1 pseudogene is annotated in these 13,807 nt (G+C 69.1%); it reads right to left on the reverse strand.

The features are described 5' to 3' along the window. Nucleotides 1-41 precede the first annotated feature (41 nt). Nucleotides 42-13,796 (reverse strand): annotated as a pseudogene (locus H618_RS0118070) (BapA/Bap/LapF family large adhesin); the annotation flags it as partial. Nucleotides 13,797-13,807: the final 11 nt, after the last annotated feature.

Below are 13,807 nucleotides of genomic sequence, written 5' to 3' on the forward strand. Positions count from 1 at the left end.
CGCAGCGTGCCGCCCTCGATCGATGGCCCGGCTGGCATCCGCTAGACCACATGGATGCCGTTCTGTACCCACAGTTGTTGGCTCGGATCCTCCTCGGCCGTGTACTGGTTGTAGTCGATGCCAGCAGCGACTTGCTGGCCGGTAAGGGTCCAGGCATCGCCGAAGCGCACGGTGTCGGCGTCGTCGCCCTTGATCAGCAAGTTGTTGCCCTGCTCGTGGGTGACGGCGAGCACGTCGTCGAGGGTCAGGCTCAGGCTCACCGCGCTGCTGGCGTTGAGGTCGAGCACTTCGAGGTCGTGCACTTCCCCGACCAGGCTGGCCAGGTCGATGCTGGCATCGCCGCCTTGCCACAGCAGCGTGGTGTCGGCGTTGTCCGCACCGATGCTGGCGAAGCCGGTTTCCTCGGCCAACTGCTCATCGTCGAGGGTTTGCGCGGCCGACGCCGGTTCATCATCCGTGTCCGGCGTCGCAGCAGCGGACGCGACGGCGTCTTGCCCGTCGTCCTGCTGATCGGCCAGGGCCGCCAGCACCACGGCCTCGCTACCTTCGTCGGCCTGGGCTTCGAGCATCCGTGCCCCTGAAGCGCCGGTAGCGATGGTGATCTTCAACTGCGCCGTGTCGCTGCTGCCGTTGGGGTGGGTGAGGGCGTAGTTGAAGGTGTCCACCTGGCCGACCACCGCGGCGCTGAGGCCGGGTTTGAGGGTGTAGGTGTAGCTGCCATCGGCGAACACCAGCAGCGTGCCGTACAGCCCGGCCACGCTGACGCCGTTGTAACCGGGCAGGGCATAGCTGTTGGCGGCGGTTTGCACGCTCAGGGTGGTGAGGTTCGAACCCAGGGTGTCGCCGTTCAGCAGGTTGCCGGTGGCAGTGGTGGCGGTATTGACCACGAACTCGGTGAGCGACTTGGTGGTGGTGTTGAGGCTGGCTGTCACCGAGCCGCTCAGGCCGAGCGTCACGGCCGCCTTGATCGCCACCTGATAAGTGCCTGCCGTCTGGTTACGGAACACGTGGCTCTTGCCGCCACTGCCGAGCAGGTCGAGCAACTGGCTACCGCTGACTGTTTCCATCACCGTATAGCGACCGTTGCTGCCCAGCTTGCTCAGCTCCAAGGTGATGCTGTTGCCCAGGTTGAGCAGACTGTTGGTGGTCAGGTTGACCTCAAGGTCGGCAGTGGTATTGCTGGCCACGGTATGCGTCACCGTGCCGACCCGCGTACCTGCCAGGCCGGCCAGGCTGATCGGATCGAACGCCTGGCTACCAGGGGTGAGCTTGTTGGTCAGGCTCACCGTGCTGCGCCCGACATCGTCCACCGCATCGACCACGGTGGCCGGAGCGCCGAGGTTGCTGTCGCTCCAGATTTCCGTGGCCTGCGGGCTGTCGATGCGCACGTACAGGTTGGCGGTGTCGCTCTTGCCGTTGGGGTGGCTGAGCTGATAGCTGAACACGTCGACCTTGCCGACACTGGCCGGAGTGCCGCTTGGGGTGTAGGTGTAGCTGCCATCGGCCTTGATCACCAGGGTGCCGTACAGGCCTTGCACGCTGGTGGCGGCGCCGGCATTGACGTACACGCCGCCCTTGAGCACTTGCAGCACCGCGCCGTCGTCCGGGCCGAGAATGTCCGGCGTGCCATCGGTGCCTGGGTCGGTGATGACGTTGCCGCTCTTGACCACGCCGCTGCCGGTGAATTGGGTCAGGCTGGTGACCTCGAGGTCGAGCCGGGTGTTGACCGTGGTCACCACGCCCAGCCCGCCCGAGGTCACCAGCAACTGGTAGTCACCGGCGCGCAGGGCCCCGATTTCGGCCCGTACACCGACGCCGGGCAGCAGAATCAGCGTCAGCAGGGCCGAATTGCTGCCCGTGGCAACATCGACCCAGGCGCCGGCGGCGTTCTTCACCTGCAAGGTGAAGGTGGGGTTGTTGAGCACGCCCACCAGATTGTCCACGGCCAGCGTCAGGGTCGGGTTGACGGTGGTGCCGGCGGCCACGCTCCAGGTGAAGGCCTTGGTGGTGTTGAGGCCAACCAGCAGGGTGTAGCTGTCGTTGATGGTCGGCAGCTTGCTGGTCACCGGCGCCAGGTTGACCACGGCGGTGACCAGGTTGTCGCTGGCCACCACTGGCCGGTCGGCATCGACGTCCGGCGCCACCACCGTGGCGATGCCCGAGACATTGCCGCGCGGGTCGGTGAGGGTCACGCTCAGGCGCTGACCGTTGTCCTGAACGGGGTTGAGGGTGATGCGGAAGGTGCCATCGGCGCCGATCACCACGCCGCTTTGCAGCACGCTGCCATCGGCCCCGCGCACGGTGACGCGGGCACCGACTTCGCCAGTGCCGCTGAGCTCGCTGCCGGTGGCGTTGACCAGCAGGTTGCCGGCGATGGCCGGTGGGGTGATGTCCGGCGCGGTGAGGGTCAGCACCGGCGAGACGTTGCCAGCGGCATCGGTGAGGCTGACGCTGAGGGTTTCGTGGTTGATCTGCGCGGCGCTCAAGGTCACCACGAAGGTGCCGTTGGCAGCCACCACGGCCTGCCCGACCACGCTGCCATTGCTGCGCACGATGACCCGGGCACCCGCTTCGCCGCTGCCGCTGAGCAGCGTGCCGGCGGCATTCAAGGTGGCACTCGGCAATGCCGGTGGCGTGGTATCGGGCGCGGTCAGGCTGGTGCTGGCCGAGGTGTTGCCGGCGGCATCGGTCTGGCGCACGGTCAGCACCTGACCATCGGCCTGCACCGCGTTGAGCACCAGACTGAATTGCCCGTTGGCGGCCACGGTGGTCGAACCGAGCACCACGCCGCCGCGACCGGTCACCTCGACCCGCGCGCCGGCTTCGCCGACACCGCTCAGGCGGCTACCGCCGTCGAGCAATTGCAGGTTGCTCGGTGCCAGGGGCGCCTGCACGTCCGGCACGGTATAGCTGAGCACGGGTGATGGATTACCTGCGGCATCGGTCTGGCGCACGCTCAGCACCTGGCCATTGAGCTGCGCGCTGGCCAGATCGACGCTGAAGGTGCCAGCCAGGCCGACCACTGCCGTGCCGAGCAAGGTGCCGTTGGCGCTGCGCACGGTCACCGTGGCTCCGGCTTCACCGCTGCCGCTGAGCACCAGGCCATTGGCCGAGAGCGCGGTGACCAGCGGTTGCGCCGGCGCAGTGACGTCGGCGGCGATCAGCACGAAGGGCTGCGACTCGCCGCCGCTGGAGCGGGCGCTGACGTCCAGGCGCTGGCCGTTGAGCTGAGCCTGGTTGAGTTCGACCGTGAAGGTGCCGGCGGCGCTGGCCTGGGCTGAACCCAGCAGTGTCCCGGCAGCGTTGACCACGCGCACTTCGCTGCCCGCCGCGGCGCGTCCGCTGACCACCAGGCCATCGACGCTGAGACTCACCAGGGTCGGTGTGGCCGGCACCGGTTCCAGTGGCGTCGTGTACGGCACCACCGTTGAGGTATTGCCGGCGGCATCGGTCTGCGTCACTGCCAGCTCGACGCCGGGGTTGGCTTTCGGGCTGAGGCTGACCTGGAAGCGGCCATCGGCACCGACCTCGGCGCTGCCGAGCAAGGCGCCGGCCTGCACGACACGCACCGTGGCGCCGGCTTCACCGCGACCGACCAGCACCTCATAGGCGCTGTTGATCGACAGGTTGCTGACCGGGTCAGGTGCGGTGGTGTCGGCGGCCACCACGGTCTGTAGCGTCGAGGTGTTGCCCGCCGCGTCGGCGGCGCTCACGCTCAGGGTCTGGCCGTTGGCCTGGGGCGGCAGCAGGGTGATGACGAAGGCGCCGCCTGCGGGCACCACGGCCTCGCCGAGCAGGCTGCCGTCGGCGCCGCGCACGCGCACCGTGCTGCCCACCTCGCCGCTGCCGGTGAGGGTGGTGCCGGTGGGGTTGAGGGAAAGATCCTGCAGTTGCGCAGGTGGCGTGAGGTCAGGCGCGGTCAGCAGCAACGGCTGCGACGGATTGCCCGCGGCATCCTGGGCGATGATGCTCAGCACTTCGCCATTGCGCTGCGCTGGCGTGAGCTCGACGACGAAGCGGCCTTCGGCGTCGATCGTGCCTTGCCCGACCCGATCACCGAAATTGTTCAGCACGGTCAGCCGGGCGCCGGCTTCACCGCTGCCGCTCAGGCGCGTGCCTTCGGCGTCGAGGCTGGCCACGACCTGCGCCGGTGGGGTGAGGTCGGGGGCGTCGAGCAGCGTGGGCAGCGACAGGTTCTGGCTGGCGTCTTCCAGAGTCACCTGCAGCTGTTCGCCATTGCGCAGCGGCGTGTCCAGAGCAACGCTGAAGCGCCCATCGGCCCCTACCGTGGCACGACCGACCTCGACCCCGGCGACGCTGACGCGCACCGTGGTGTTGGCTTCGCCAGTACCGCTGAGCAGGTCGCCGGCGGCGTTCAGGCGCAGTTCCTGCGGCGCCAGTGGTGGGGTGCGATCCGGGGCGATGATCAGCACCGCCTCGCTGAGGTTGCCCGGTGGGTCGGCCTGGACCACGCTGAGCTGTTGGTTGTTGATCTGCGCGGGGGTCAGTTCGACGCGGAAGGTCTCGTCCGCCTGCACCACGCCACGCCCGATCACCACGCCAGCGGCGTCGCTGATGGTGACGCTGGCGCCGGGTTCACCGCGGCCGGTCAGCACCGCGCCGTCGGCGCTGATACGCACCTCGGTGAGCGCCGCCGGTGGAGTGAAGTCTGGGGTGGTCAGGGTGATGACCGGCGAGACGTTGCCGGCGGCATCGGCCTGGCTCAGGCTCAGCACTTCGGCATTGCCCAGCGGTGGGTCGAGCACCAGGCTGAAGTTGCCGCTGGCATCGACCGTGGCGCTGCCAAGGATCTCACCATCGGCATTGCGCACCGTCACCCGCGCACCGACCTCGCCACGGCCACTGAGGCTGGCGCCATCAGCCGCGACGCTGACCTCGCTGAGTGCGGCCGGCGGGGTGGTGTCGGGGGCAGTGAACTCGGCGACGGCCGAGCGGTTGCCGGCGGCATCGGTGAGCACCACGTCGAAGGTTTCGCCATTGGCCTGATGCGGCAGCAGCGCAACCTGGAAGGTGCCGTCGAGGCGTACCGTGCCAGTGCCGAGCACGCTGCCATCGGCGGCCAGCACCGTGACCCGCGCGGCGGCTTCGCCGGTACCTTGCAGCAGGCTGCCGCCAGCGCTCAGTTGCAGGTTGTCGGCAGGCTCGGGGGCCAGCAGGTCGGGCGCCAGCAGGCTGACGCTGTCGGAGGTATTGCCGGCGGCGTCGGTCTGGCTGGCATCGAGGCGTTCGCCGTTGATCTGCGCGCCGTTGAGGGTAACGCTGAAGCGGCCATTGGCGCCCACCTGGCCGCTGCCGAGAATGACCCCACCGTTACCGGTGATGCTCACCTGCGCACCCGCTTCGCCGCGACCCGTAACCACCAGACCATCGACCGACAGGCGCAGCTCGCTGAGCGGCTGCGGTGCAGTGGTATCCGGCGCTTGCAGCAGCACCGGCAGCGAGCGCGTGCCGTCCTCGCCGAGCGCGCTGACCTCCAGCCGCTCGCCGTTGGCCTGAGGCTGTTGCAGGTTCACCGTGAAGCTGCCATCGGCGCGCACCTCGGCGCTGCCCAGCAGCACGCCGGTCGGGCCGTACACCTCGATACGGCTGCCGACGCTGCCCTGGCCGCTGACACTCAGGCCATCGGCGGCCAGTTGCAGCGCTTCAGGTACTTGGGGGGCGAGCACGCCAGGCAGGGTGAAGGTTTCGCTCAGGGACACATTGTTGCTGGCATCGGCCTGCACCACGCTCAGGGTCGTGCCCGGTGCCGCTGCCGGCGTGAGGGTGACGAGGAAGTGGCCGTCGGCATCGACCTTGGCGCTGCCCAGCACCTCGCCGTTGGCATTGCGCACGGTGACGGTCGCGCCGACCTCGCCATGACCGCTCAGGCTGCTGCCGTCGGCGGCCACCGCCAGGTGGGTGACCAGCGCCGGCGGCGTGGTATCGGCCGCAGTCAGGCTGGCGACCGGCGAGACATTGCCCGCCCCATCGGTGGCGGTGATCGACAGTTGCTCGCCATTAGTCTGGGCGCTGTCCAGCGTGAGCTGGAAGGTGCCATTGCCGGCCACCGTGACCGTACCGAGCACGTCACCGCTGGCCGTGCGCACGGTGATCGTGCTGCCTGCCTCGGCACTGCCAGACAGTTGCAGGCCGCCACTTGCCAGCAGCAGGTCATCGGGCGCCGCCGGCGGCGTCAGGTCGGGTGCAAGCAGCGGTGTGGCGTTGGAGACGTTGCCGGCGGCATCGGTCAGCACCACGCTCAGTGCCTCACCGTTGAGCTGGGCGCTGTCCAGGGTCAGGGTGAAGCTGCCATTGGCGGCCACCTGGCCAGTGCCGATCAGTGCGCCCTGGGCATTGCGTACGCTCACCTGGCTGCCGGCTTCACCCACGCCGCGCAGGGTCAGGCCATCGTTGTTGAGCACCAGGTTGCTCGGTGCGGCAGGGGCTTGCAGGTCGGGGGTGCTCAGCGTCACCGCTGGGGATACGTTGCCCGTAGCATCGACCTGGGTCACACCCAAGGGCTGGCCGCTGTTCTGCGGCGGGGTGAAGGTGATGCTGAAGTAACCGTCGGCATCGACCGTAGCACTGCCAACCACCGCGCCTGTGGCATTGCGCACGCGCACGCTGGCCCCCGGCTCGCCAGTGCCGGTGAGCTGGCTGCCGTCGACACTGAGGTTGAGCTGGCTGACCGCAGCCGGTGGCGTACGGTCGGGGGTGGCAACGCTGGCAGGGTCAGAGATATTGCCGGCAGCGTCGGTCAGGGTGACCTGCAAGCGCGCGCCGCTGATCTGCGCGTTGGGCAAGGTGATCTGGAACTGCCCGCTCTGATTGACCGTGCCGGTTGCCAGCAACACGCCGTCGGCGTCGCGCACGCTGACGCTGGCGCCGACTTCGCCGCGACCGCTGAGCACGGTGGCGGCGTCATTCAGCGCCAGGGCCGTGGCTGCCTGCGGTGGGGTGATGTCCGGCGCCTGCACGCTGCTGATTGGCGAGGCGTTACCCGCCGCATCGCTCAGGCGCACCAGCAGGGTTTCGCCGTTGACCGGTGCCGGTTGCAGGTCGATGCGGAACACACCGTCGCCATCGACCAACCCGGTGCCCAGCAGATTGCCGGCGCTGTCGCGCACGCTGGCCGTCGCCCCGGCTTCGCCGCGCCCGGTCAGGGCCGAGCCATCGCGCTCGACGACGATTTGCAGCGGTGCATCCGGCGGGGTGATGTCACGCGCGGTGATGCTTGCAGGCTCCGAGACCGCGCCACTGTCTGCACGGGCGCTGACCTGCAGCACCTCGCCGTTGAGCTGAGCACGCTCGAGGAACACCAGGAAGCTGCCATCGCTGCCCACCGTGGCGCTGCCCAGGGCAACCCCACCGGCGCTGACGCTGACCACCGTACCCGCAGTGGCCTGGCCGCTGAGGCTGAAACCGTCGAGGCTGATCTGCAAGGCGCTGGGGGTGTCGATGACTTCTGCAGGTGGGACGCTGACGCCGACCGGCTCGAGGGTTTCGTTACCGGCCTGGTCGATGACCACCACCTCAGCGCTGTCACCGGGTTGCAGCGGCGGTTCTACCGTGAGCACGAAGCTGCCATCGCTGGCCGCCGTGGTTTGCCCCAGATCACCACCGGCATTGCGCACGATCACCGTGCTGCCAGGCTCGGCGTTGCCGCTGATGCTGCTGCCATCGGCACTGACCAGTACATTCTGCGCCGCTGCCGGCGGGGTGGTGTCGGGGGCATTGACCGGCAACTCGGCCGAGCTCAGGCCGCCGCCATCGACCGCCACGATGTTGAGCGCTTCGCCGTTGGTCAGTGGGTTCGGCAAGGTGACAGTGAAGCTGCCATCGGCCGCCACCGGCGCGCTGGCCAGCTCATTGCCAGCCGCGTCACGCACCACCACCAGGCTGGCGCCCGGAGCGCTGCCGCTCACACTGCTGCCGTCCAGGCTTACCGTGGCGCTGGCGGGCGCCTCTGGCGGCGCGGTGTTGGGCGCCGTCAGGTCGGCTGCTTCGGAGGTGTTGCCGGCGGCATCGCGCAGGGTCACCTGCAAGGCCTGACCATCGTCTTGCGCAGGCTGGAGGTTGATCAGGAACGCGCCATCTTCGAGTACCAGGCCTTCGCCGACCAGCACGCCGGCGGCGTTGCGCACCTCGACCACACTGCCGACTTCGCCACGGCCGCTGATCTGCGAGCCACTGGCGTTGATCTGCAGTTCGCTTGGCGCATCGGGCGCGGTGGTGTCGGCGGCGGTGTAGCTGGCGCTGGGCGAGGCATTGCCCTGGCCGTCGATGACCTGCACGGCCAGCACTTCACCGTTGGTCTGTGCGGGCAGGCTCACGCTGAAGCGGCCGTCGTCATCGACCACGGCACTGCCCAGCAGGGCGCCGGCGCTATCGCGTACCTCCACCCGGCTGCCCGGCTCGGCGCTGCCGCTGAGCAGGGTGCCGGCAGGGTTGAGCTGCAGGTCATCGGCAGCCAGCGGCGGTTGCAGATCGGGAGCGGTCAGCTCAACGGGCGGCGAAACGTTCCCGGCAGCATCGGTGAGGGTGGTGGATAGGGCCTGGCCATTGAGCTGGGCGGGTGTCAGGGTCACGCTGAAGCGGCCGTCTGCGCCGACTTCGGCGCTGCCGACGAGGCCCTCGGCATTGCGCACGGTCACGCTCGTGCCCGGTTCGCCGAGGCCGGTCAGGGTAGTGCCATCGGCCGACAGCCGCAGTTCGCTCGGCGCCGCTGGCGCTTCGAGGTCGGGCGCCTGCAACGCCACTTGCTCAGAGACATTGCCCGCCGCATCGCGCTGTTCCACGGTCAGCGCCTGGCCGTTGCGCTGGGCGCTGTCGAGGGTCACGGTGAAGGTGCCGTCGGCATCCACCTGCGCCGCGCCCAGCACGCTGCCATCGGCGGCGCGCACGCTGACCACGGCACCCGGCTCGCCCTGGCCGCTGACTTGCAGGCCATCGGCGCTCAGTTGCAGCGCCTCGACCGGCGCTGGCGGTTGGGTATCGGCCACGGTGATGGTGACCGCTTCAGCGCTGTTGCCGGCGGCATCGCTGGCTTCGACGCTGAGCTGCTGGCCGTTGCGCTGTACAGGTTCCAGGCTGATCTCGAAGCGGCCGCTGGCGCCGACCGTAGTGCTGCCGAGCACTTCGCCGTCAGCTCCGCGCACGGTGAGGGTCGAGCCAACCTGGCCGACGCCGCTGAGCAGGCTGCCGCTGGCATCGACCACGATGGCCGAGGGCTGCAACGGGCCGAGCAGGTCGGGCGCGGTGACGCTGCTGGGCGCCGAGCTGTTGCCCGCGGCATCGGTGAGGCTGACATCCAGCTGCTGACCCTGAATCTGCGCCGGTTGCAGGGTCAGGCTGAAGCTGCCGTTGTCGGCTACGCTGGCGCTGCCAAGCAGTTCGCCTTGAGCATTGCGCACCTCGACGCGGGCACCGGCTTCGCCGCGACCGCTCAGGGTGCTGCCATCGGCGCTCAGCTGCAGGTCGCTGGCTGGCAGCGGCGCAGTAGTGTCCGGGGCTTGAGTGGCGGTAGGCAGCGAGCTGTTGCCCGCAGCGTCGAGCACCACCACGCTCAGCGATTCGCCATTGCGCAGCGGTGGCTCGAGGGGGATGTCGAAGCGGCCATCGGCGCCGGCCTGAACACTGCCTATCAGCGTACCGTCGGCATCACGCACCTGCACCTCGCTGCCGGCTGACGCATTGCCGCTGACGCTGCTGCCGTCGGCACTGACTTGCACGTCGCTGGGGCTGGCCGGCAGTACGGTTGGCGGCACGCTGAACTCCAGCGCCGTCGATACGTTACCGGCAGCATCCTGCTGCACCGCACTCAGCACCGCACCTGCGGTAACCGGCGGATCGAGCGTCACCCGGAAGCTGCCATCGGCCGCCACGTCGGCACTGCCCAGCAACACGCCGTCGGCATCGCGCACCTGCACCAGGGCGCCGGGTTCACCGCGACCGGCCAGCACGCTGTCGGTGAGGTCGATCTGCACTTCGCTGACGGCTGCTGGAGGCGTGGTATCGGGCACTGCATAGTCGAGCGTGGTCGAACGATTGCCGGCGGCGTCGATGACCTGCACGGTCAGCGTCTCGCCATTGCGCAGCGGCGTGTCCAGGGTCAGGCTGAAACGTCCGTCGCCATCGGCCAAGGCACTGCCCAGCAGCTCGCCATCGGCGTCGCGGACCTCGACCCGCGCGCCCGCTTCGGCGCTGCCGGTGAGGGTCTGGCCATCGCTGAGCAGCAGATCAGCGGCAGGCTCAGGCGCGACCAAATCCGGCGCAGTCAGCGGCGCACTGCTGCTGTTGCCGGCGGCATCGGTGAGGGTCACGCGCAGCGGGCTGCCGTCGATCACCGGCGGCTGCAACTGCACGGTGAATTCGCCATTGGCCGGGACTGCCGCTTCGGCCAACACCTGGCCCTGGGCATCCAGCACGCGCACCACGGTGCCCGGTTCGCCGCGCCCGGAGACGCGGCTGCCGTCGTTGCTGATCGCCAGCGCGGTCGGCGCTTCGGGCGGGGTGATGTCCACCGGCAGGCTGAGGTCCGGTGCGCTGACGCTGCCGCTGAGCGAGGTATTGCCCGCCGCATCGGTGGCGCTGACCTGCAATGCCTGGCCGTCGACCTGAGCCGGTTCGAGGCTCACCACGAAGCTACCGGTGCCATTGACGGTGCCGGAGCCGAGCAGAGTGCCTTGGGCATCGCGCACCTGCACTTGGCTGCCAGGCTCGGCGCGGCCGATCAGCAGGCTGCCGTCGGCGCTGACGCTGAGTTCGACCGGCGCGTCCGGCGCGGTGAGGTCGGGCGCGGTAATGGGGGTTGGCAGCGAGCTGCTGCCATTGGCGTGCAGCGCCACCACATGCAACGGCTGACCGTCGGCAATCGGCGGATTGAGCGGCAGCGTGAAGGTGCCCTCGGCACCGACCACGACGCTCGCCAGCGTCTCGCCATTGGCGTTACGCACCTGCACGGTCACTCCAGCGGGCGCGCTGCCGCTGAGGCTGCTGCCGTCTTCTGCCAACAGCAGATCGCCAGGGCTCGGCAAGGCCGGGATTGCCGACACCAGGTGGTTGACGAAGTCCGACGTCAGCCCGGCCGCGTCGGTCTGCACCAGCGTCAGGGTGGCGCCTGCCTGCACCGCAGGGTCCAGGGTCAGGACGAAGTTGCCGTCGATGCCAACCACGCCGGTGCCCAGCAGCTGGCCGTTGCCATCACGCACGCTCACCACCGCTCCCGGCTCGCCACGCCCGCCGATCAGACTGCCGTCGACACTGACCACGATGTCGCTGACCGGGTCGGGCGAGCTGATGTCCGGGGCCTGGAACAGCAGCGGCGTCGAGCTGTTGCCGGCGGCGTCGAGCAGGCGGATGTCCAGGGTTTCGCCGTTGAGCTGCGGCACATCCAGAACCAGCTCGAAGCGGCCATCGGCGTCCACCTGGCCGCGGCCGATGAGGATTCCGTTGGCGTCACGCACCCGCACCTGCGCACCGGCTTCGCCCGTGCCGCTGAGCACGCTGCCGTCGACCAGTTGCAGGTCGCCTGGCTGCGCCGGAGGGGTCAGGTCGGGGCTGCTCAACGACACCGGGGTGGAGTCGTTGCCCGCAGCATCGGTGAGCAGCACTTGCAGGCGACTGCCGTCGATCACAGGCGGATCGAGCGTGATGCTGAACTCACCCTCGGCAGTGACAACGCCACTGGCGATCACATTGCCCTGGGCGTCGCGCACGGTAACCGTGGTGCCCGCTTCGCCGCGACCGCTCAGTTGGCTGCCGCCGGTGTTGATCACCAGGCCCGTCGGCGCTTCAGGAGGCGTGTCGTCGGTTGGCGCTTCCAGGTTCGGCGCGGTGATGCTGGCGTTGTTCGAAACGTTGCCAGCGGCATCCTCGGCGCTGACCTGCAGGGTCTGGCCTTCAGTTTGCGCCGGGTCGAGGGTGACGCTGAAGGTGCCGTTGGCGGCGGCCTGGGCGGTGCCGATCAATTCGCCCTGGGCGTTCGTCACACGAATGCTGCTGCCCGCTTCGGCGCGGCCGCTGAGGCTGCTGCCATCGGCGCTGACCAGCAGTTGCGCCGGGGCGTCCGGCGCGGTGGTGTCCGGGGCTGTGAGGGTGGCGGGGATGGAGTTCTGTCCGGTGGCCGGGTCGACCGCCACCACTTCCAGGCTCTCGCCGTTGCGCTGGGCTGGCGTCAGGCTGATGGCGACCGCGCCATTGGCACCTGCAACGGCGCTGCCGAGCAGCGTGCCGTCGGCGCCGCGCACCTCGACGCGGGTACCGGGGGTCGCGCTGCCAGTGAGCGAACTGCCATCGGCACTGAGCAGCAGATCGCCGGGGGTGGCGGGCGCTGGGGTGCTCGGCACGCTGAAGTCGGTGGCCGGCGAGGCATTGCCCGCCGCGTCGGTCTGAACCAGGCTGATCACCTGGCCAGCGGCGAGCGGGCTGTCCAGCTCCAGCACGAAGCTGCCATTGGCGCCGACCGTGCCGCTGCCGATCAGGTTGCCCGCGGCATCACGCACTTGCACCGTGGCGCCTGGTTCGCCATCGCCAGACACGCTCAGCCCGTCGGCGCTGACCACCACATCGCTGACGGCCGCAGGGGCCGTGGTGTCCGGCGCCTGGAATTGCAGCGGGGTGGAGCTATTGCCGGCGGCGTCGACCAGGCGAATGTCGAGCAGCTCGCCGTTGCGTTGCGGCGCATCGAGGGTGACGCTGAACGTGCCGCCGGCGCCGACCTGGCCGCTGCCGATGAGCGCACCTGTGGCATCACGCACCTGCACCGTGGCGCCGGGTTCGCCGCTGCCGGTCAGCGTCACGCCGTCGAGCAGTGTCAACGCGGTGGGTTGCGCCGGCGCGATGAGGTCGGGTGAGGTAATCGAAGTGGCCTCGGAGACATTGCCGGCCGCATCGCTCAGTTGCACCTCGAGCGTGCTGCCATCGGTGACGGCAGGGCTGAGGGTGACCGAGAAACTGCCATCGGCGGCGACCGTCGCGCTGGCGATCAGGTTGCCCTGAGCATCACGCACGCTGACGCTGGTGCCCGCTTCGCCGCGACCGCTGAGTTGGCTGCCACCGGCATTGATCACCAGGCCCGTGGGCGCCGCAGGTGGCGTGTCGTCGACCGGGGCTTCCAGGTTCGGCGCGGTGATGGCCGCGCTGTTGGAAAGGTTGCCGGCAGCGTCCTCGGCGCTGACTTGCAGGCGCTGGCCTGCGGTCTGCGGTGGGTCGAGGGTGATGGCGAAGCTGCCCGTCGCATTGATGACTGCTGTGCCCAGCGCAGTGCCCTGGGCATCGACGACTCGCACCGTACTGCCCGGCTCACCGCGACCTGTGAGCACAGTGCCGTCTGCGCTAACGCCCAATTCAGACGGTGCCACCGGCGGAGTGATATCCGCAGCGGTGAGGCTGGCGGGGATCGAGGCCTGATTGGTGACCACATCAACCGCGAACACTTCCAGCGCCTCGCCATTGGCCTGTGCTGGCACCAAGGTGAGGGTGAAGGAGCCGTCTTGAGCGGCGATTGCGCTGCCTAGCAAAGTGCCGTCCGCAGCGTGTACCTCGACACGGTTTCCGGGCGTTGCAACGCCGCTCAGCTCGGAGCCGTCGGCGCTCAGTGCAAGCTCGGCTGGAGTGGCAGGGGCAGGAGTCGCGGGAATGGTGAAATCGATAGCTGGCGAGGCATTGCCGGCCGCATCGGTCTGCACCAGGTCGATGACTTGGCCAGCTTCTACTGCACCGTCCAACGCAATGACGAACGCGCCGTTGGCGCCGACTACGCCGGTACCGATGACGGCGCCAGCAGCATTACGCACCTCAACACTGG

This window comes from Pseudomonas cremoricolorata DSM 17059 = NBRC 16634, assembly GCF_000425745.1.
In the GTDB taxonomy this organism is placed as follows: domain Bacteria; phylum Pseudomonadota; class Gammaproteobacteria; order Pseudomonadales; family Pseudomonadaceae; genus Aquipseudomonas; species Aquipseudomonas cremoricolorata.